This is a genomic window from Nocardia sp. NPDC060220 (genome assembly GCF_042727815.1).
Classification (GTDB): domain Bacteria; phylum Actinomycetota; class Actinomycetes; order Mycobacteriales; family Mycobacteriaceae; genus Nocardia.
The window spans coordinates 1-20,260 of the sequence record NZ_JBHWZY010000017.1 but is presented as its reverse complement, the minus strand read 5'-3'; the positions used below and the strand labels follow the sequence as shown (position 1 = coordinate 20,260).

General features: G+C 67.9%; 18 protein-coding genes. 12 read left to right on the top strand and 6 right to left on the bottom strand.

Going from position 1 to position 20,260, the window contains the following annotated elements; translation table 11 throughout:
* Nucleotides 1-1,482 (bottom strand): MDR family MFS transporter (locus ACFWF3_RS01895; protein WP_378993242.1); only part of this gene is annotated, 1,482 nt, incomplete at its 3' end.
* Between the two features lie 327 nt (nucleotides 1,483-1,809).
* Here ACFWF3_RS01895 and ACFWF3_RS01890 point away from each other — a divergent pair.
* Nucleotides 1,810-2,736 carry an alpha/beta hydrolase gene (locus ACFWF3_RS01890; protein ID WP_379312062.1) on the top strand — a complete coding sequence of 309 codons (927 nt, stop codon included), beginning with the start codon at nucleotides 1,810-1,812 and terminating at the stop codon, nucleotides 2,734-2,736.
* 54 nt (nucleotides 2,737-2,790) lie between these two features.
* Here ACFWF3_RS01890 and ACFWF3_RS01885 read toward each other — a convergent pair whose 3' ends face one another.
* Nucleotides 2,791-5,040, bottom strand: a complete 2,250-nt coding sequence (locus tag ACFWF3_RS01885; protein WP_379312061.1) for a hypothetical protein — start codon at nucleotides 5,038-5,040, stop codon at nucleotides 2,791-2,793.
* A 190-nt stretch (nucleotides 5,041-5,230) separates the two neighbouring features.
* Between ACFWF3_RS01885 and ACFWF3_RS01880 the strand changes: the two genes are divergently transcribed.
* The 7 genes from ACFWF3_RS01880 to ACFWF3_RS01850 all read left to right on the top strand — a co-directional run bounded on the left by ACFWF3_RS01880 (nucleotide 5,231) and on the right by ACFWF3_RS01850 (nucleotide 13,260).
* The gene (locus ACFWF3_RS01880) at nucleotides 5,231-5,674 is read left to right on the top strand and encodes a GyrI-like domain-containing protein (protein WP_378993237.1); all 444 of its coding nucleotides are present in this window, start codon (nucleotides 5,231-5,233) and stop codon (nucleotides 5,672-5,674) included.
* Nucleotides 5,671-6,111, top strand: coding sequence for an AraC family transcriptional regulator (locus tag ACFWF3_RS01875; protein ID WP_378635974.1), 441 nt, complete (start codon nucleotides 5,671-5,673; stop codon nucleotides 6,109-6,111). Before ACFWF3_RS01880 ends, ACFWF3_RS01875 begins: the two co-directional genes overlap by 4 nt.
* A gap of 205 nt (nucleotides 6,112-6,316) precedes the next feature.
* Nucleotides 6,317-7,033, top strand: a complete 717-nt coding sequence (locus ACFWF3_RS01870; RefSeq protein WP_378993234.1) for a hypothetical protein — start codon at nucleotides 6,317-6,319, stop codon at nucleotides 7,031-7,033.
* Nucleotides 7,030-9,162 carry an Rv1355c family protein gene (locus ACFWF3_RS01865; protein ID WP_379312060.1) on the top strand — a complete coding sequence of 711 codons (2,133 nt, stop codon included), beginning with the start codon at nucleotides 7,030-7,032 and terminating at the stop codon, nucleotides 9,160-9,162. Before ACFWF3_RS01870 ends, ACFWF3_RS01865 begins: the two co-directional genes overlap by 4 nt.
* A gap of 23 nt (nucleotides 9,163-9,185) precedes the next feature.
* Nucleotides 9,186-11,054, top strand: a complete 1,869-nt coding sequence (locus tag ACFWF3_RS01860) for a putative bifunctional diguanylate cyclase/phosphodiesterase (RefSeq protein ID WP_378993231.1) — start codon at nucleotides 9,186-9,188, stop codon at nucleotides 11,052-11,054.
* Nucleotides 11,055-11,063: 9 nt separating this feature from the next.
* The gene (locus ACFWF3_RS01855) at nucleotides 11,064-12,053 is read left to right on the top strand and encodes a GAF domain-containing protein (RefSeq protein WP_379312059.1); all 990 of its coding nucleotides are present in this window, start codon (nucleotides 11,064-11,066) and stop codon (nucleotides 12,051-12,053) included.
* Nucleotides 12,054-12,132: 79 nt separating this feature from the next.
* Nucleotides 12,133-13,260, top strand: coding sequence for a glycosyltransferase (locus ACFWF3_RS01850; protein WP_378993229.1), 1,128 nt, complete (start codon nucleotides 12,133-12,135; stop codon nucleotides 13,258-13,260).
* A 23-nt stretch (nucleotides 13,261-13,283) separates the two neighbouring features.
* Here ACFWF3_RS01850 and rsmI read toward each other — a convergent pair whose 3' ends face one another.
* Complete coding sequence (gene rsmI, locus ACFWF3_RS01845) at nucleotides 13,284-14,153, bottom strand: 16S rRNA (cytidine(1402)-2'-O)-methyltransferase (RefSeq protein ID WP_379312064.1); 870 nt, start codon at nucleotides 14,151-14,153, stop codon at nucleotides 13,284-13,286.
* 177 nt (nucleotides 14,154-14,330) lie between these two features.
* Here rsmI and ACFWF3_RS01840 point away from each other — a divergent pair, with 177 nt between their 5' ends.
* Together ACFWF3_RS01840 and ACFWF3_RS01835 are read left to right on the top strand one after the other, a co-directional pair.
* The gene (locus tag ACFWF3_RS01840) at nucleotides 14,331-15,938 is read left to right on the top strand and encodes a dolichyl-phosphate-mannose--protein mannosyltransferase (protein ID WP_379312058.1); all 1,608 of its coding nucleotides are present in this window, start codon (nucleotides 14,331-14,333) and stop codon (nucleotides 15,936-15,938) included.
* Nucleotides 15,939-16,112: 174 nt separating this feature from the next.
* Nucleotides 16,113-16,343 (top strand): hypothetical protein, encoded by a 231-nt coding sequence (locus ACFWF3_RS01835; protein ID WP_379312057.1) that lies wholly within the window; start codon nucleotides 16,113-16,115, stop codon nucleotides 16,341-16,343.
* Nucleotides 16,344-16,414: 71 nt separating this feature from the next.
* On the opposite strand, the gene ACFWF3_RS01830 is transcribed toward ACFWF3_RS01835, so the two are convergent.
* Nucleotides 16,415-16,774, bottom strand: coding sequence for a GntR family transcriptional regulator (locus ACFWF3_RS01830; RefSeq protein WP_379312063.1), 360 nt, complete (start codon nucleotides 16,772-16,774; stop codon nucleotides 16,415-16,417).
* A gap of 5 nt (nucleotides 16,775-16,779) precedes the next feature.
* Complete coding sequence (gene arcA / locus ACFWF3_RS01825; protein WP_379312056.1) at nucleotides 16,780-18,021, bottom strand: arginine deiminase; 1,242 nt, start codon at nucleotides 18,019-18,021, stop codon at nucleotides 16,780-16,782.
* A gap of 164 nt (nucleotides 18,022-18,185) precedes the next feature.
* On the opposite strand from arcA, the gene soxR reads away from it, so the two are divergent.
* Entirely contained in the window at nucleotides 18,186-18,671 is a 486-nt protein-coding gene (gene soxR, locus ACFWF3_RS01820) for a redox-sensitive transcriptional activator SoxR (RefSeq protein WP_101465780.1), read from the top strand.
* A gap of 33 nt (nucleotides 18,672-18,704) precedes the next feature.
* The gene (locus tag ACFWF3_RS01815) at nucleotides 18,705-19,457 is read left to right on the top strand and encodes an isocitrate lyase/phosphoenolpyruvate mutase family protein (RefSeq protein WP_379312055.1); all 753 of its coding nucleotides are present in this window, start codon (nucleotides 18,705-18,707) and stop codon (nucleotides 19,455-19,457) included.
* 3 nt (nucleotides 19,458-19,460) lie between these two features.
* Here the strand turns inward: ACFWF3_RS01815 and ACFWF3_RS01810 are convergent.
* On the bottom strand, nucleotides 19,461-20,260 hold an 800-nt coding region (locus tag ACFWF3_RS01810), incomplete at its 5' end, for a TetR/AcrR family transcriptional regulator (RefSeq protein ID WP_379312054.1).

Sequence of the window (20,260 nt, the reverse complement as noted above, 5' to 3'; positions counted from 1 at the left end):
GTTCTTGACCAGCTCCGGTGCATCCACGTCGTCCTGCACGGGCGCGGCGTGCGGGTCGGTCGCCGCGCGGTTGGGCAGCAGGACCGCCATCGCGATCACGACCAGCGCCAGGACGGCCGAGATCAAGAAGGCCAGGCGCATGCCGTCGAGGGTGGCTACGGCAGGCGGGGTGCCCGCCTCGATGAGCGAGGTGCTGCGGGCCGACATGACCGTGACGACCAGCGCGGTGCCGAAGGCCGCCGCCACCTGCTGGATGGTGCCCAGCATCGAGCTACCGTGCGAGTACAGGTGCATCGGCAGTGCGCCGAGGCCGAGGGTGAACACCGGAGTGAACGTTGCGGCCAGCGACACCATCAGCAAAATGTGCAGACCGAGCAGCTGCCAGTACGGCATGTCCATCGAGATCTGGGTGAAACCGGCCAGCGAGGCGGCGATACCGATCGAGCCTGGGATCACCAGCGCCCGACCACCGAACTTGTCGAACAGCTTGCCCACGGTCGGACCGAGCAGACCCATCGCCAGACCGCCCGGCATCACCAGCAGGCCGGTCTCCAGCGGGCTCAGACCGCGCAGGTTCTGCAGGTACAGCGGCAGCAGGATCATCGAGCCCATCATCGCCAGGAACGCGACCGACATCAGGACCAGCGCCTTGGTGTAGGTGCCCTGCAGCAGGACCCGCAGATCCAGCAGCGGGGTCCCGTTGCGCTGCAAGCTGACCTGGCGCAGCGCGAACGCCGCGATCAGCGCGACGCCACCGGCGGTGATCAGTACCGCGGTGGAGTAGCTGTCACCGTGGAACTTGCTCAGCCCGAACACCAGCCCACCGAAGCCGAGGGCCGCCAGTGCCACACTGGGGAGATCGAGCGTGCCCGGCTGCGGCTCGCCGACGTTCTCCAGCTGACGCAGACCCAGCCAGGTGACCAGACCGGCGATCGGCAGCATCACCACGAACAGCAGTCGCCAGGAGTCGATTCCCGGGATGGCGATCTGCAGGATCAGGCCCGAGATCACCGGACCCATGGCAGGCGCGACCGAGATGGCCAGGGTGACGTTGCCCATCACACGGCCACGGTCCTGCTCCGCCACCACGGTCATCAGGGTGGTCATCAGCAGCGGCATCATCACCGCGGTGCCACCGGCCTGGATGACGCGGCCGATCAGCAGCACCGCGAACGTCGGCGCGAGTGCCGAGATCACGGTGCCTGCGATGAACACGCCCATCGCGGCCGCATAGGCCTGACGGGTGGTGACCCGCTGCAGGAACCAGCCCGTGGTGGGGATGATGGCGGCCATCGTGAGCATGAACGCGGTGGAGACCCACTGCGCGGCGACCTCGGTGACATGGAGATCGCTCATCAACCGCGGGATCGCGTTGATCATGATGGTTTCGTTGAGGATGACGACGAAGGTCGCGAGCACCAGCACGCGGATGACGGTCGGTGTCTTGCCCTTCGTCGTCGGCGTGGATAGATCGGCTGGCATCGGGGTAACCTCCGGAAAACATGGGGAAACGGCGGGGCGTGAGCTGTGGCCCGATGCCGAGTCGACGACGTCCCGGCACCACAAGAGAAGAGACGGATTCCGTCGGTCCAACTCATCGGGCGCCGGTCAGTATTCCGGGCGGGTACGACACAAATCACCTGGTTTTTCGGATTCGCGCCGACAGGGGCTCATCGAAAGGTGCAGGTCCCGGGGATATCGAAGCTGGTCTCACGCTGGATCGTGAGCCTGGTCACTGCCCGATCTCGGCCGACGGCGCGCCGGTGTGTTCGGCGGAGTGGACCCCGAGATGCGGGGTATACCGGTTAGGTGACTGCGTCGAGAACCTGGCTTGCTGTGGTGTGCGCGATTGTTGCCGCTCTCGGGGGTGCGAAGGCATCGGCCGATCCGGGGGCGTATGTGGCGGGGGAGGCGCCGCTGGGTGGCAGGTCCGCTCAGATCGATGTGTACTCGCCCGCGATGGGGCGGGTGATCCAGAACAACGTGATCAAGGCGGCGGGGGCCGGGGCTCCCACGCTGTATCTGCTCACCGGGGCCGGTGGTGGGGTGGACGGGATCTCGTGGTGGGACGACACCGACGTGCGTAGCTTCTTCGCCGACAAGTTCGTGAACGTGGTGATGCCGGTCGGTGGGGCGTTCACGTTGTACACCGACTGGATTTCCGATGATCCGGGGGTCGGCCGGGTGCGGTGGGAGACGTATCTGACGCAGGAGCTGCCCGGGGTTATCGATGGTGCGCTGGAGACGAGTGGGCGCAATGCCATCGCCGGGGTGTCGATGAGTGCGTCGTCGGCGCTGGATCTGGCGATTCAGAGTGGATCACGGTTTTCCGCGGTGGCGGCGCTGAGCGGTTGCCCGTGGGCTTCGGATCCGATGGGAATCGCGATGGCCAGCGCGCAGGCGGTGCGTGGTGGGGGGAATCCGGGGAATATGTGGGGGATTCCTGGTGGGCCGGGGTGGCGGGAGCATGACGTCTTCGCCAACGCGGGGCGGCTCGCGGGGAAGACCATTTTCCTGTCTGCGGCTACGGGGTTTCCCGGTGCGCAGGATCGGGGGTTGCCGATGCCGCCGATCGAAGCTCTCGCGGGGGCGTGTACGGCTGCGTTCGCTGGGCGGTTGAAACAGTTGGGGATACCGGCTGTGCATGTGCATCGGGCGACCGGGTCTCATACGTGGGGGCAGTTCCAGGCTGACCTGCACGAGGCTTGGCCGCATTTGGCCAGGGCTATCGGGTGAGGGGTTCCAGCACGAGGAGTGGCACCGGGACGGGTGAGGGGTAGCGCCGCGTGGTTATTGAACGCGGGGACTGGGCGGTGTGGTCGGGAGTGTGGGGGTTGAGTTCGGTGGGGTGGGTATCACGGTGACCAGTTGGGGGGTCGAGGCTTCGGGTTCGAGGGTTTCGGGCAGGGTTCTCTGGCGGGTTCTGCGGAACCACCACTGCAGCAACGCGATGCCGATCAGGGCCAGTAGGGCTGTGGTGAGGCTGATGGGTAGGCCGGGTGGGCGCCAGGTGACGGTGAGGGTCGCGTTGTGGGTGCCGGGTGGGATGTCGACCGCTACGAAGGTGCCTGCTACTGCTCGGATGGGGATTTCGCTGTTGCCGAGGGTGGCTGTGTAGCCGGGCCAGGCCAGGCGGGACAGCACGATTCGGCCGCCGGTGCCGGAGGAGACGGTGGCGCGGTTGGTGAGACCTGCCTCGGGCATAACGGTGGCGTGTACGCCGGATTCGTGGGCGATCAGGTCGCCGGGGGAGGGTAGGGGGTTGACTCGCTCGAGGACCCAGATCTGGTGTTCGTGACCGGGGTAGTGGACGAACTTCCAGCCCGCGGGGGCGGGCTCGGTTCCGGCATGGGGATACTGACTGCGTTGCAGGACAATGCGATCCAGGCGCATCAGATCGACGATCGGTGTGTCGGTCGACGGCTCGACGGCGAAGACCCTCCGGTACGCGTCAGGGCAGGTGCCGCCGTCCCATGCCATGCACAGCAAGCCCGCGAAGGCGGCGTGCCCGACGGGCGTGTACCCGTTCACGTACTGCAATCCGAGGTTCTTGGCATAGCTGCCCAGCGCGATGGAGCCGTAAGTGCCTGCGAGCGTGCGCTCTTCGTCGCGCACCATGATCCGGTCCGCCAATTGCAGTGTGCGACCGCCGAAATCGGGGAACGCGGCGGTCATGTCCGAGCGCTGCTCGGCGAATCCGTACGACATCGGAGTCCGGGGCGCCGACGCCACCTGGACGAACGCGATCGGGAAGGTCGTGGCAATGGTCAGCGCGGCCGCGGCGGCGATCCCGCGCGTGCGCGCCAGCCACACCACCCCGGCCCCGAGCCCGACCACCACGAACACGGCGAGGGCGTGGCGTTCGACGAGTTTCGGTGCGGCGGAGAACGATCGGATGAACAGCAACGCGATCAGCGCACCCGCCGCGGCGTACCGTCGCCGCGACGCGGTGAAATCGCCGTAGCGACTGATCAGCACGCACACCAGCACCAGCAGCGCGATCGCGAGCATCGGCAACACGCGCGCCGGCCACCGGAGCGGACCGATCGCTCCCGGCCCCGCCGTCCACATCAGGGTCGCCACCGCGAACAGTGCGATGCCGCTCCACGAGGCGGCATGGCGTGCCGCGGACTTCCAATCGATGAAGGCGAGCGCGGGAATCACGAACCACGCGATGTAGACCATCGGTAGCGGCTGCACATGCCCCCACCACGCGGTGAACGCGGGGACGGTGCTCGGCAGGCTCGCGTTGAGCGATTCCGACCACGGGACGGTCAGGAACGGGTCGTTGTGGATGGTGGAGACGTCGCCGCGCCAGGTGGCCTGCGAGGACAGCAGGATCGGCAGGTTGGCGATCATGGACGCGAGCACCGCGAGCCCGGACGCGGTGAGCAGTCGCACGACCGGCGCCCACCTGCGCTGGTACAGGTATTCGCCCGCGGCGACGGTGGCGATCATCAAGCCGGATTCGACTGCGGGAAACGCGTATTGGATGGTCAGCGCCAGATACAGGAACACGAACAGCGGGATCGGCCCGGTTCGGCCTCGCGCGTAGAGGACAGCGGAGGCCCAGGCGTGCACCAGCCAGGCGGTGCCGGTCTGCGAGGTGAACCAGCTGGCCTCGTCGAAGAACAGGAACCATCCGCTGAACGGAAACGCCACGCCCGCGACCGCGGCCCATGGCGCGCGGGCGCCGTAGGCCAGGCAGATGCGGAAGACGCCGAGTGCGGCGATCGCGGAGAATACGAACTTCACGGCGGTCGCGTACAGCGCGAGATTGTCGAACGAGGGCGCCAGCAGGTACACCAGCAGCTGCGCGGGGTTGTAGAGCCCGGCTTCCTCGAGGCTGTAGTTGCCCGCCATCCATTCCCACGGCACCATCGCCGGGAACCGCCCCGCCCGCAATTCGGTACCGAGCAACTGCCACATCGGCACGTATTGCGCCTCGGTGTCGTCGGTATAGAAGTGTCGCGAATCCCCCAGCAGCACAGCGAGATACCCGAGGAGGACCGCGGCGATGACGACCCCGGCCCACCGCACGACTTGTTTTCGCGGTTCGAGCTCCGCGCGTACCCACACGAGCGCGGGAGCTTAGAGCATGGAGATGAATCGAACAATAGCGCCGGGTATCCGTACGGAAGTGGTGGACGTTTGTCCAGCTCAGATATGGTTAGGGTGGGGTTTGATAGCATGGCGCAACCCGAGCAGGACCCTTCGAGAGAGTCGTCAATTGCAGTTCGAAATCGTCGAGCGGGACGAGACCTGGGTGGCCGGTCTTCCGGTTCGCAGTCCCAAACGCGCACTCGGTGAGCTCCGCGACCGTGACCTCGAAACGGCATGGTCGGCGGTTCTGCATCAGGATCTCGGCGGGCCTCTGGCCAGCGCCTATACCGACTACACCGGTGAGCTGAGTACGTACAACACCCAGATCGTGGGCTATCGGTGCGAGTCGCTCGATCAGGTTACCCGCGGACATCTGGCGGCCCGGTTGCCGCGCGGCACCTACGCGCGCTTCTCCTCGGTCGGTAATTTCCCGCAGGTGATGACGGATCTCTGGACCCAGATCGCCTACGCCGAGGAGCACAACCAGATCAAGCGCACCTTCACCGGCGATTTCGAGTGCTACCCGCACGCCTACAAGATCGACCTGTACCTGGCGGTCGACCCACGATGACCTATTCGATCGTGGTCCGTGGCGCGGCGCTGTACGGCGGCCTGGCGGTACCGAAGGTGCATCCGAGCTTTAAGGTGAGCAACAGCGACCTGATCGAGTTCCTCAAGGACCGGCTGCGCGACCGCCCCGGCGGCGGCGAACCGCTGCACACGGTCTACGTGCCCGACCCGGCGGGCAACTGGAACGCGCTGGTGGCACGCGAATACGCGACTCCGGACGACGTACCGGTCGGCGATCTCATGCTGCGAGTTCCCAAGGGTATCTACGCCCGTTTCGCGCCCAACGGCGACTATCACGACCCGGTGGAAGACGTCTGGGCCCAGGTCGACGACGCGACGGCGTCGGCCGAGATCTCCCGCGCCTACCGCGAGGAGATCGAAGTGTGGCACGGTCCCGACACGGTGGAATTGTTCGTATCGATCACGGTTGATAGCTGAAAGTTAGCCGAATTCGAACCGATCGGTCTTGACTCGACCGCCTCTCGCGTATTCACCCGTTCTGACCTGGGATTATTTCAACTGGCTCAGAAGGTTACCGGAAAATTAGCCACTCGTATGGTGCATTCCTGCCGAATGACGGATACTGCGTAGGAAATCTTTGGCTGGTCGGACAAAGCCGACGTGGGTGTAGGTACGGAGTTGTATGAGGGTGTCGGCTCACACCGGCTCGGATAACCGGGTGGTCGGTGCGAATGCGGGCGGGTTGCGGTACCTCGACAGCAGCTCTGGATGCCATGTCCGCATCTGTTCACCAGCGGAAGATCCGGCACTGTGGGATCGGTATCTCGAGGGTGCGCTGAATGGTTACCGGCACTACGGAGTTCAGGACGCGCTCGATGTCGAGACCCTCGCCGACGGCCGTTCGACGTCGCTGTTCCTCGTCGCGATCGATCCTGACGGGTCGGTGGTGGCCGGCCTGCGCGCGCACGGGCCGCACGCGACCGCTGACGACATCCCCGGATTCCACCCATGGCTCGGCACTCCAGGCGAGGCCGCGTTGCGCGCCTCCGTCGACGCCAAGGTGCCGCACGGAGTCGTCGAATCCAAGGGCGGGTGGTCGATACGGTCGGTCCCGCGCAGGCCGGAACTCGGCGCGTTGGTGGCCCGCGGCGTCGTCCACGTCACCTGGCTGCTCGACGTGCGGTACGGGTTCGGCGTCAGCCCCCTGCATCAGCTCGAGTCCTACCGATCGAGTGGGGCACGCCAGGATCCCGGCATTCCCGCCGTGTCCTACCCGGACGAGCGGTACACCACCGTGCCGGTGTGGTGGGATCTGTCCGATCTGTCGGCGGCGACACCGACACAGCGCGATCTGATCGACGTCGAGCGCGCGCAACTGCTCGAAGTGCGACGCCCATGATCCGAGACCTCGCGCCCACCGACGTCTTCCGAGCGTCGGTGCTCGATGACGCGGTCCCCGCCGACGCGGCCGAGCTGGCACGCCTGCGGGAGCTCCCCGGTATCTCGGTGAGCGATCTGCGTCCCGCGATGCGATCGGAACTGGCCCGGCTCAAAGCCGCGCCCGACGCGGACCCGGCCGACGATCGCTGGGTGTACTACCCGTGGCGCTGCGCGCTGGTCGCCATCGTCGGCGCCACCGCGTTTCGCGCTGTTCGGCAGGACCGCAACCGGAACAAGCTGACCATCGCCGAGCAACGGCAGCTGCGCGGCCAGTCGGTCGGCGTCATCGGGCAGAGCGCGGGGCACGAGATCGCCTACGTCGCCGCGCTGGAGGGCGCCTGCGGGCTGCTGCGGATCGCCGACTTCGACACCGTCGAGCTGTCGAATCTGAATCGGATTCCCGGTGGGCTGTTCGACATCGGGCTCAACAAGTGTGTCGTCACCGGTCGGCGGATCGCCGAACTCGACCCGTATCTGCCCGTCGAGATCTTCCCGGCGGGCGTCGACGAGTCCTCGATGGACGAATTCCTGACCGGGCTGTCGGTGGTGGTCGAGGTCTGCGATTCCCTCGACGTGAAACTCGCCGCCCGCGAGGCGGCCAGGCGGCACCGCATCCCGGTGCTGATGGAGACCAATGATCGAGGTCTGTTCGATGTCGAGCGATTCGATCTCGAACCCGATCGGCCGCCGTTCCACGGCCTGCTCGGCGAGACGACGAGAGCTGATCTGCGCGGCTTGTCGAACCGCGACAAGGCCCCGCACGTGATGCGGATCCTCGACCCGGATCAGCTCTCGGCCCGGCTCGCCGCCAGCCTCACCGAAATCGACGAGACGGTGACCACGTGGCCCCAGCTCGGCAGCGATGTCGGGCTCGGCGCTGCCATCATCGCCACGGCGGTGCGCCGGATCGGCCTCGATCAGGCACTGCCGTCCGGGCGAATTCGCGTCGACCTCGAGCGCGAACTCGACAGCCTCGGCGAGCCCGATCGAGGTGACCGCGGATTCACGGCCGACGCCGTACCGCTCGACGAGCTCGACGAGCCGCACACATCGATCGCCCGCATCCTGCACGGCATCGAACGCGCGCCGTCGGGTGGCAACGCGCAGCCGTGGGTGGTGCGCGTCGACGGTTCCGCCGTGCATCTCGCGGTCGACCCGGCGCGTACCTCCGGGATGGATATCGGATTCCGTGGCAGCGCGGTGGCTCTCGGCGCGGCCCTCTACAACGCCCGCGTCGCCGCCGCAGCTCAGGGTTTGCTGGGGACGCACGAGATCGTGCTCGGCGGTACGGCGCCCGTGTCGGCGGTGCTGCACCTCGGTGCGCGGGCCGACCCGGAACTGGCCGCCGATTACCCTGGAATGCTGACCCGTGCCACCAACCGGCACCTCGGCGACGAGCGCACCTTGGCACCGGAAGTGCTTGATGCACTGGCTGTTTCGGCTGCGGCGGAAGGCGCGTTCGTGCGCGGGGTCACCGATCGCGCCGGGCTCGGCGAGGTCGCCGAACTCCTCGCCGAATCCGACCGCGTCCGCTACCTGACGCCCCGGCTGCACGCGGAGATGTTCGGTGAATTGCGCTGGCCCGCTGACGATTTCAGAACCGGGCTCGATCTGCGAACCATGGAGCTGGCCTCCGACGAGTACGCCAAACTGGCCATCGGCGGGCGTGCCGATGTGATGGCCTACCTGCGGAACTGGTCCGGCGGCGCGGCGCTGGGCGACTACGCGCGCCAGCGGATTTCGTCCGGCTCGGCGCTGATCGCGGTCACCTGCCCAGCCGGTGCCGACGCTGATCTGGCCGATTATGTGCGTGGCGGTTCCGCCGTCGAGCGCGTGTGGATTGCCGCGCAGAAGCTGGGCCTCGCGGTCCAGCCGATGTCCCCGGTTTTCCTCTACGTCCGTGACGACAACGATTTGCGCAACGTATCCGCAGGATTCACAGATACACTGGCCTCGATCCACAAACGGTTCTCCGCACTGATGGGAATTCCCGGGCACGAGACGGTCACGGCAGTATTACGACTGAGCTATGCGCCCGCGCCGACAGTACGGAGCGCCAGGCTCCCGGTACTCGGTTCAGGGAACTGACAGATAGCACGATCGGAGAAACGGTGCCTCGGCGAAACCTCGACTCGTTGGTGACGCAGGTCGCCTCGGAGTTGATGGGCGTCGACGCCACGACCATGGTCGTGGCCAGCGAGCGCGTGCTCGCGAGCCTGGTGGACTACTTCGACGTCGAGTTCGCCTATCTGCGCCACACCGTGCGTGAGCAGCGCCAGACCGTGCTGATCGCCGAGTGGCCGCGCCGGCCCTACGTGCCCGACCCCGACCCTTTACGCGTCATCGACTTCGCCGAGGCCGACTCGTTGTTCCTGGCCAGCGAGAACGCCGTCGAGCCGATCATCGTCAGCCGAGGCGATGAATACCCCGACTACCAGGAGATGATCAGGCAGACCACCGGCATGCCCTCGATGGTGACCGCCTGTGTTCCCCTGGTCTCGCGCGGGGTGTCCATCGGCGCGCTCGGCTTCGTCCGGCGCGGTGACCGGGCGTGGACCACCCGCGAGGTCAATGTGCTCAAGGCGATCGCGGCCCTGTTCGCCCAGCTACAGGCCAGGGTGGAGGCCGAGGACCGGCTGCGCTACATCGCCTCGCACGACGATCTCACCGGCCTGGCCAACCGGCGCGCGCTGCTCGAGCACATGGAGGAACGGCTCGCGCCCGGGAACGAGGGTCCGGTCGCGACCTTCTTCCTCGACCTCGATCGGCTCAAAGCGCTCAACGACTTCCTCGGGCACAACGCGGGCGACAATTTCATCCGCACGCTCGCGGCCAGGTTGCGCAAGAACTTCGCCCCCGAGGACATGATCGCGCGCCTGGGCGGCGACGAGTTCGTCATCGTGCCCGCCAAGACGATGGACGCGGTGGCCGCCGAACTGGAGGCGAACCGGATCCAGGAGCTGGTCGGGCGCCGGGTCTCGGTCGGGCAGGAATCGGTGAGCCGCGGGGTCAGCGTCGGCGTGGCGCTCGGTGTGCCCGGCGAGACGACGGTGTCGGACGTGCTGCGCCGTGCCGACCACGCGTTGCTTTCGGCGAAATCCGGTGGTGGCAACGGGATCGCGGTGTTCACCGACGCCATGCGGGTCCAGTTCGAGTTACAGGACGACGTCGAGGTCAACCTGCGCAGCGCGGTGTCCGACGGGTCGATGGTGCTGCACTATCAGCCCGAGGTCGACCTGCGCACCGGACGCATCGTGGCGCTGGAAGCGCTGGTGCGCTGGCAGCACCCCACGCGCGGACTCCTGCCGCCCGGCGCGTTCGTCGCCGTCGCCGAGGCCACCAACCTGGCGGGCGAACTCGGCCGGTGGGTGATCCGGTCGGCTTGTTCGCAATTCGCCGACTGGCGCCGCCGCGGGCTGGCCGCCAATGTGGTGATCCGGATCAATGTGTCCCCGGTCCAGCTGGTGAGCGCCGATTTCGTCGAGCGCATCGAGGACATTCTCCGCCTGTACGGCATCGACGGCAGTTCCGTCTGCCTGGAGATCACCGAGCACGTCGTCGTGCAAGACCTCGTGCGAACCAGACTCACCCTGCGCGGCCTGAAACGGATGGGCGTGCAGATCGCCATCGACGATTTCGGTACCGGCTACAGCTCGCTCTCCCATCTCAAGGCGCTGCCCGTCGACGCCGTGAAGATCGACCGCGGTTTCGTGCAGCGGCTCGGCGACAGCGACGACGACCTGGCGATCGTGAAGTCGATCATCGGGCTGGCCGGGTCGTTCGGCCTCGGCGTGGTGGGCGAGGGAGTGGAGACGCCGATGGCGGCCAGGACGCTGGTCGGTCTCGGCTGCTACCGCGCGCAGGGGTTCCTCATCGCCAGGCCGATGCCGGGTGAGGAAGTCGAGGCGCACCTGCGCGAAGGACGTATCCCGCTCGACCTCGACCTGCCGCGCGCGGGTCGTGGCGTGGCGTCGAGCTGAATCGCGGCGATGCCGTCCGACGATTGGCTCCTGGTGGAGACCCTTTTCCCCGGTGGTGAGCCGACGGTGGTCGCCGCGGGCGCGCACCCGAGGCACTGGTCCGGGCTCGGCTCGCTGCGTCGGGTTCTCGGCCCGTCCCGCGCGCGGATCGCGACAGAGGCGGTGCGGCGCTGCCACGCGGACGGGCACGCGCAGCGCCTGGTCGAGGCGGACACGCTGGTGGTGACCGAACCGGTGCCGTGCGCTTACGGCGGCGTCCACGGGGTGCGGCTGTGGGCCGGAGCCGTCGATACCCCGATCCCGCCACCGCGCCGAGTTGCCGCCTGGGACTGGGATGCCGACACCGAGCTCGCCCATCACGGACCCGGTCTGGAGGAACTCGTCTTCGCCAGGGACCCCGAACAGGTCCGGGTGATCCGCACGCCGCCCGAGGCATTCGGCCGGATGGCGCGCTTCGACGGGCGCATCGAGTACTTCGCGATGGTCGCGCGCATCGACGACGGTGGCCTGTGGCAGGGCGAGGTCGACATGGCGGGCGACGACGACGAGGTCCGCCACTTCCAGATGATCACCAGGGCGGTACCCGCGCAACGCCGGATCAGCGCGCTGATGCACGCGATTCCCGAGCTCGACACCGCCCAGCCCGCCGCCGATCCCGATACGGCCATGTTGCGCGCCGTTTCGCAGAGCAGCGGTGTCGGCGTCGGCATCATCGAGCTGACCAGCGCCCTGATCTACGAATGGGCCGGACCACCGCTGCCCCCGCTGGATCGCTGGCTGGTGGAGCGACCCGTCATCGATCCTGATGATCTCGCCACGCTGCGGGACGCCTGCCGCGACCTGGCCCGCACTCCGGGTACCGGCAGGCGACTGGCGCTGCGGGTGCGGTTCGCGGTCGGGGAGTGGATCACCGCGCAGGCCGAACTGGTGGCCATGGGTACGGGGCACGGGCTGCTGCGGGTGTGGTCGGCCGGTGACGGCTCGCTCGTCGCGCACTGAGCCGCATCTTTCGACGCTGTTCACCTCCCGTTCCTCGGGCAGGACCCGGAGGTAACCCGCGCGGCGCGACGATCGGCGTGTGCGCATCGTGCAGCTTGCCAACTTCTATGGCCCGCGATCGGGTGGGTTGCGCACTGCCCTGCACCACCTCGGTGAGGGCTATGTGGCGGCGGGGCACGAAGTGGTGCTGATCGTGCCGGGGTCGCGGCGTTCGGAGGAGGTTCTGCCCACCGGTGCGTTGCGAATTACTCTGCCCGCGTTGGGAATTCCGTGGACAGGTGGGTATCGCGCGGCGGATCCGCGGCGGGTGGCCGACGTGTTGTCCGGGTTGTCGCCGGACGTGCTCGAGGTGTCGGACCGGCTCACGCTGCGCGGTTTCGGCCGGTGGGCGGGGCGGCGGGGGGTGGCGAGCGTGATGATCTCGCACGAGCGCCTCGACCGGCTGCTCGGCCAGTTCCTGCCCGGACCCGCCGCGCGCCGCTGCGCCGACGTGGCCAACCGGCGCACGGCAGCCGACTACGACATGGTCGTGTGCACCACCGACTTCGCGCGGGAGGAATTCCTGCGGATCGGTGCGCCGAACGTGGAACTGGTCCCGCTCGGGGTCGACCTCGATCTGTTCAGTCCACGACGCCGTGACTCCGGCTTGCGCGCCGATCTCGGCGTCGCCGGGCATCCGATGCTGGTGCATTGCGGTCGGCTGTCGGTGGAGAAGCGTGTCGACCGCAGTATCGAGGCGGTCGGCGCCCTGCATCGCGCCGGCGTACCCGCCCGGCTGGTCGTCGCAGGCGACGGGCCGCGGCGCGAGTCGCTCGAACGCCGCGCCCGCACCCTGCCCGCCCTGCCCGGTGGCGAGCCCGCGGTCCACTTCACCGGCTTCATCAACGAACGCGCGATGGTGGCGAAACTCCTCGCCACCGCGGACGTTTCACTGGCGCCGGGCCCGCACGAGACCTTCGGCCTCGCTGCTCTGGAGGCCTTGGCCGCGGGCACTCCGGTCGTGGCGAGCCGCTCGTCCGCCCTCGCCGATATCGTCACCGCCGAATGCGGGGCCATCGCCGCCGATCGGCCCCGTGCCTTCGCGCAGGCTGTCACCGATGTCTTGGCCATGCCCACCTCCGGCCGCCGTCGAGCTGCCCGCTCGCGCGCCGAGCAATTCGGCTGGCCCCGCGCGGTCGCGGGAATGCTCGCGGTGCTGGGTCGCTGATCGGGCAGGCTCGGCGTTCGGGCTCAGCTCTCCGAGCGGGCCGCCAGGACGGCGTCGTAGAGCTCGCGGCGGGAGGCTCCCCGGCCTGCGGAGACCTCGGCGCAGGCGTCCTTGAGCCGCATGCCGCCTGCCACCAGTGTCTCGACCTCGTCGACCAGTTCGGCGGGCTCGGCCGAAACCGGTTGGGAGCCTTCGAGAACCACGGTGATCTCACCGCGGGCGCCATCGGCGGACCAGGCGGCCAGTTCGCCGAGCGTGCCGCGGACGACCTCCTCGTAGGTTTTGGTGAGTTCGCGGCAGATGGCGGCGCGACGGTCGGGGCCGAGGACCGCGACCGCGTCGGCCATACAGTCGGCCAGGCGGTGGGGTGCTTCGAAGAAGACGATGGCGCGCTGTTCGGAGGCCAAGGTACGCAACCACTCTCGGCGCTGGCCGCCCTTGCGCGGGGCGAAGCCGTCGAAACAGAAGCGTTCCACCGGGAGACCGGACAGGGCCAGCGCGGTGGTGACCGCCGAGGGGCCGGGCAGGCAGGTGACCGGGAGATCACGGTCGACGGCGGCGGCGACCAGGCGATAGCCGGGGTCGCTCACCGACGGCATGCCGGCATCGGTGACCAGCAGGACTGTCAGACCGTTCGCGATGTCGTCGAGCAGGGCGGGGATACGGGCGGCTTCCACATGGTCGTAGAAGCTGACGATGCGGCCGGTGATCTCGACGCCGAGTGCCTTCGCGAGCGATTTCGTGCGGCGGGTGTCCTCGGCCGCGACCACGTCGGCCGAACCGAGCGCGTCGCGCAGTCGCTGCGAGGCGTCGCCGATGTCGCCCATGGGGGTTGCCGCTAAGACCAACACAGTGTTGTCCGACCTCTCCGGTAAGTTCTCCCCGCAGGCGATCGAGTGCGGCGAGCAGTGCGGCCAGGCGGTATTCGGTCGCCCGGAAGCCGCGTGCGTAGATGGCGCGTGTTCATTCTGTCAGGCGGGGGAGCCGCGCCCGAGGGCGCGTAGGTGGGGAAACGAGGGGGCACAAGTGTCGGGTCGGACTTCGTGGGTGGCACCGCCTACGATCGGGGCGTGATCCCGGTGACCGATGAGCGCGCGATGCCTCCGTCGCGTCCCGTGTCGGCGTCGGTCAGTCCCGCGCCGCTGCGCCCGGCCCCCGATTTCGGTCCGCTCGACACCGCGCGCGGCTGGCTCGTCACCGCGGTGCTCACCGTTATCGCCGCGCTGACCAGGTTCATCAACCTGAACTATCCGACCGACGCGCGCACTCCCGTCTTCGACGAAAAGCATTACGCCCCACAGGCCTGGCAGATGGTCACCGGCGGCGGCGTGGAGGACAACCCCGCCTACGGCCTGGTCGTGCACCCACCCGTCGGCAAGCAGTTCATCGCCCTCAGTGAGGCGATCTTCGGCTACAACGCGTGGGGCTGGCGTGGCACGGCGGCGCTGGCGGGCACGATCCTGGTGCTGCTCGTGGTGCGGATCGTGCGCCGGATGGCCCGCTCGACGCTGATCGGCGCGTTCGCGGGTGTGCTGCTCATCGCCGAGAGCCTGACCTTCGTCTCCTCGCGCATCGGCATGCTCGACATCTTCATGTCGCTGCTGGTCACCGCGGCGTTCGGCTGTCTGATAGTCGACCGCGACGAAATGCGCGAGCGGATGGCTCGCGCGGATCTGGCCGGGCGGGTCGGCGTCTCGGACTGGGGTCCGCGGCTGGGCGTGCGCTGGTGGCGGTTCGGCGCGGGCGTGCTGCTCGGGCTCGCGTGCGGCACCAAGTGGTCGGGCATCTACTACATCATGTTCTTCGGCCTGCTCAGCGTGGCCTTCGACGTGAGCGCGCGCCGCGCGTACGGGGTGCGCAAACCGTGGCTGGGCGCGATGGTGCGCGACGTGGGGCCCGCGCTGTACGCGCTGGTGGTGATTCCGCTGGTGGTGTACCTGTCCTCGTATTGGGCGTGGTTCGCCAGCGAGAACGGGGTGTTCCGGTACGCGGTGGGCAATCAGGTCGGCAGCGGTGGCGCGTTCGCGTTCCTGCCCGACGCGCTGCGCTCGCTCTGGTACTACCAGGGCGAGACCCTCGACTTCCATTCCAGTCTCACCAATTCGGCGGGCAACCACCATCCGTGGGAGTCCAAGCCGTGGACCTGGCCGATGGGCCTGCGCCCGATGCTCTATTACTACGTGCCGCCCGAGAATGCGACCGGCTGTGGTGAGCCGCAATGTGTCAAGGCAGTGATGGCGGTCGGCACGCCCGCACTGTGGTGGCTGGCGCTGCCCCTGATCTGCTGGATGGTGTGGCGTTCGGTCGTGCGTCGCGACTGGCGTTACGCGGCGGTGCTGGTGGGCTACGGCGCGGGGCTGCTGCCGTGGTTCCTGACGCTGGATCGGCAGATGTACTTCTTCTACGCGGTGGTGCTCGCACCGTTTTTGGTGATGGGGACAGCGTTGGCCCTTGGCGACATACTCGGCTCGGCCAGACCCGCCGGGATACCGCGAAGTCCGACAGGCACCTACCTCCCCGCCCCCGTGAACGAGCGTTACGCGCTCGGCCTGCTGATCGTCAGCATCTATCTCGGCGTGGTGATCGCGAACTTCGTCTGGCTGTGGCCGATCCTCACCGGCCAACCGATCACCCCGGCCAACTGGCAGGACCACCTGTGGCTACCCAGTTGGCGCTAGACCCGTCGACGAACGGCTAAGACCGCGCTATGCTCGACGACGGGACTTTTGCCTCGCGGTGAAAGCCCTTGAAAGCTGGGGGCTTTCGCGATTTCTTCGCGGTGAAAGAACTGTCGCTCGATCAAGTTTGTCGAGGACCAACGCTGATGTGAAACACTCTGGAGGGGAAATCCATTGATCGCAAAGACTATTGCTGCCATCGCCATCGCGATCGGCGCGGCGGGTATCGCTGCCGCACCCGCCATCGCCGATGATCGGCCGATCGAGATCAGTAAGCACACCACGACCGATGGTTGCAGCCAGGCGAAATCCGACTACCTGCGGGAGAATCCTGGTGCGAATGCGAGTTGCCACCTGACTCACCCGGACGGCATGATCACGCTCTTCCTCAACTACCCTGCCTGATCGGTCATCGCTCTGCTCACGCCGAGGGAGCTCGGAGCTACTTCCCTCGGTGTGAGCGGCACCGATCGGCGCTAGTTACCCAACGCGCGATGGACAAGTTCGACGGCGGCTGTGTCGTCGAGTCCGAGCCGCCGGACCGTGGTCACGTAGTCGACGGCGGCGCGGCTGGCGATATCGCGGGTGGGGTCGCCGGAGGAGGCGATGAAAGAGCCTTGGCGGCCACGGGTTTCGAGCACGCCGTCGGACTCCAGTTCGCGGTAGGCGCGGGCGACGGTGTTGGGGGCGATGCCGAGATCGGCGGCCAGCGCGCGGACCGTGGGGATCTTGGTGCCCGCGGGGAGGGTGCCCGCGCGGACCTGTTCGATCACGGCCATGCGCAGCTGCTCGTAGGGCGGCTGCGAGGAATCGGTGGACAGCTCGACGTGGAACACGATGCTCACACCTCGTCTCGGGACAGCGGGCAGGACATACAGCGCGGACCGCCGCGGCCGGAGCCCAGCTCCGAGCCGCTGATGGTGACCACCTCGATACCCGCCTCGGTCAGGCGCGAGTTGGTCATCTCGTTGCGTTCGTAGGCCACGACCACGCCGGGCGCGAGGGCGAGGGTGTTGTTGCCGTCGTCCCACTGTTCGCGTTCGGCGTCGGGCCCCTCGCGGCCGGTGTCGATCACGCGCAGCTTCGGAATGCCCATCGCCGCGGCGGCGGCGGGCAGGAACGGTTCGGGTCCGGTGATGCTGATGCGCTCGAGGTCACCGCGTGCGGAGAAGCCGTCCTCGCGGCGGATGGTGAACGCCTCCAATGATTTCCGCACGCCCGGATACATCACCACCGCGTCGGTGTCGACCATGGTGCAGACCGTGTCGAGGTGCATGGTGGCCCGGTTCTGCGCGATCGGCACCACCAGCACGGTGTGCGCGAGCTCGTCGTCGAACAGGCTGCGCGCCAGCGCTTCCGCGCCCGCGGGGGTCGTTCGCTCGCCGACACCCACGGCGACAACACCTTTGGCGAGCAGCAGCACATCGCCGCCTTCGATCGGCGCGGTGTGTGACTCGTAGGCCCGGCGCACGCCGAGGAAACGTGGATGGAACGCGTAGACGAGGTCGGTGATGGAGGTTTCGCGGCTGCGGGCGGGCAGGGCCAGCGAGGTGATCGCGACCTTCGGGCCGACCCAGAACGAGGAATCGCGGGTGAACAGCAGATTCGGGAGCGGATCGACGACGAAATCGCCGCCGTGGTGCATGCGCCGCACCAGTGAGGTGGCGTCGGGGCCGAACGGCAGCTCGTCGAAGGTCATTCCGGCCATCAGGATGTCGGCGAGCGACGGGGCGTCGAATTTGCGCAGTTCGGCGGCGAGCTGGTCGGCCAGGCCGTGGCCGAGCCTGCGCGCGTCGACTGCCGCCGAGATGCCCTGGATCCTGGCTGCCCCACTGGCGCTGAGGGTTTCGGTCAGCAGGTCTGCCAGTAACAGCACCTCTACGCCGCGCTCGCGCAGTACGGTGGCGAAGGCGTCGTGTTCGGCTTGTGCGCGCTCGACCCAGGGGATGCCGTCGAACAGCAGCTGGTCGTTGTTGCTCGGGGTGAGTCGGCGTAGTTCTGCGCCGGGGCGGTGCAGCAGCACCGTCCGTAGCTGGCCGACCTCGGAGGTGACGGTCAGGCGCGAGTCGGGGGCGGTTCCCATCTGCAAACCGTAATGCGAGGACCGCGTGTCTGCGAGCTGCAACGCGCTGGGTTCGGCCGCGGCTGCTCGTCGGTGACCGCCGCTCGGGCGCGTGTTCCGCCCATTTTTCGTACACGACACGAATACCTGAAGTATTGTTTAGGTGGTAGTGGGAGGAGCTATAGATGACGATGGCCGATTGGCAAACGAAGGAGCTGACCCCCGGGCAGCTATCCGATCGTAGTGGAGTTGCAGTGTCCGCGTTGCACTTCTACGAACGCGAAGGTCTCATATCGAGCCGTCGAACCAGTGGCAATCAACGTCGATATTCTCGCGAGACCTTGCGCCGGGTCGCCTTCATCCGTATCTCGCAGCGGGTCGGTATCCCACTCAGTGAGATTCGCTCGGCCTTGGACCGGCTCCCCGAGGGGCGCACCCCGACTCGTCGCGACTGGGAGAACCTGTCGACCACCTGGCGCGAGGATCTCGACGACCGCATCACCCAGCTCGTGCGCCTGCGCGACAACCTGACCGGCTGCATCGGCTGCGGCTGCCTGTCGCTCGGCTCGTGCAAACTCGTCAACGAGCACGACCGGCTCGGTGCGGAGGGTCCTGGTGCGCGCGTGCTCGATGTCCAGGTGAACTGCCCGCCGAAATCCGGCTGCGTATAGCTCTTGTCGGACGCCTCGGGCATCATCGCGGGTATGACTTCTCTGGATGCCAAGGCGAAGACTCTGCTCGAACTGCACCGTCCGGGAAATCCGGTGGTGCTGCCGACCGTCTGGGACGCATGGTCGGCGAATGTCGCTGTGGCGGCCGGTTTTTCGGGCCTGACCATGGGCAGCCACCCGGTCGCCGACTCGATCGGCCGCGCCGACGGTGAGGGGATGAGTTTCGACGAACTCCTGGCCCGCGTCACCCAGGTCACCGCCTCGGTCGAGGTCCCGGTCTCGGTCGACATCGAATCCGGGTACGGCCTCGAACCGCTGCAACTGATCGACGGCCTGCTCGCCGCGGGCGCCGTCGGCCTCAATATCGAGGACACGGTGCACAGCGAGGGCAAGCGCCTGCGTTCGCCCGCCGAACACGCCGACCTGGTCCGCGGCCTGCGCGAAGCCGCCGACGCGGCGGGCGTGCACGTTGTGGTCAACGCCCGCACCGACCTGTTCGTGCGTCAGGACGGCGACGAGGCCGACCGCCTCGACCGTGCCATCGCCCGCCTGACCCTGGCTGCCGAAGCGGGTGCCGACGTTCTCTACCCGGTGGGCAAGCACGCCGACGCCGACCTGCGCCGGCTCACCACCGAGCTGCCGCTGCCGGTCAACGCGATCGGCCAACCGGGTAGCCCGGCCAAGGACTACTTCGCCGGCCTCGGCGTCGCCCGCATCAGCTTCGGCCCGTTCCTTCAGGCCGCATTGGGCGCCGAGGCGACCAACCTGCTGGCTGCCTGGAAATAGCCGCTAGGCCTTACCTTCGACCTCCGCGGCGACGCCGTTGAGGATCAGTTCCAGGCCGAAGACGAAGTCGCCGTCCGCCGGATCGTCGGGCGGCGACTGGAACAGCGGTGAGGCGAACAGCGCGGCCGCCTGCGGGAGCGTGTGGGGATCGACCAGCCGGGCCAGCGCCGCGCCGTAGTGCTGGTTGACGTCGGCCTCGTCCAGGCCGGTGCCCTGCCTGGCATCCGTCAATTGCTGGGTGAGCAGACTCGATTGCCGCACATGCATGTCCACCAGCATCACGATGCCCGCTTTGGTCGCCCAATCGAGCTCGGTCGCGGCGAGGGCGCGCAGCGCGGCGTCCAGCCAACCGATCGCGTGGGGTCCACGCGGTGGTCCGCTGATCGGCAGTTGCGCGTGCCACGGGTGCGCGAGTAGGACCCCGCGAAGGGCGTGCGCCCATCGGCGCAGTCCGGTGCGCCACTGTCCGGGGTCGGAACTGATGTCCGGTGCGGGGCCCAGTGCGAGATCGGACATCAACTCGAAAAGTTCGTTCTTCGAGCCGACGTGGCGATAGAGCGCCATCTTCGTGAAGCCGAGGGTCGAGGCGACTTCGGCCAGGGTCACCGCCCCGATGCCGCGCCGGTCGGCCAGCTCCACCGCGGCGCGCACGACGCGCTCGACGTCGAGCTCCGCCGGTCGGCCGAGCCGCGCTCGATCCGGTAGTCGCCAGAGTCTGCTCAGGTCGGCGGGCACCGGCTCGTCGGTCATCGCGGAGACTTCCTCCTGGGTTCGGGCAGCGTCGGTCGGCTGCGGGCACATAC

Bases quoted from the DNA above. Each gene is read 5' to 3' on its own strand.
- arcA (WP_379312056.1), bottom strand. From the start codon at position 18,021: ATGGGAACCGCCCCCGACTCGCGCCTGACCGTCACCTCCGAGGTCGGC.
- ACFWF3_RS01870 (WP_378993234.1), top strand. From the start codon at position 6,317: ATGAGGGTGTCGGCTCACACCGGCTCGGATAACCGGGTGGTCGGTGCG.
- ACFWF3_RS01875 (WP_378635974.1), top strand. From the start codon at position 5,671: ATGACCTATTCGATCGTGGTCCGTGGCGCGGCGCTGTACGGCGGCCTG.
- soxR (WP_101465780.1), top strand. From the start codon at position 18,186: ATGACGATGGCCGATTGGCAAACGAAGGAGCTGACCCCCGGGCAGCTA.
- ACFWF3_RS01865 (WP_379312060.1), top strand. From the start codon at position 7,030: ATGATCCGAGACCTCGCGCCCACCGACGTCTTCCGAGCGTCGGTGCTC.
- ACFWF3_RS01815 (WP_379312055.1), top strand. From the start codon at position 18,705: ATGACTTCTCTGGATGCCAAGGCGAAGACTCTGCTCGAACTGCACCGT.
- ACFWF3_RS01855 (WP_379312059.1), top strand. From the start codon at position 11,064: ATGCCGTCCGACGATTGGCTCCTGGTGGAGACCCTTTTCCCCGGTGGT.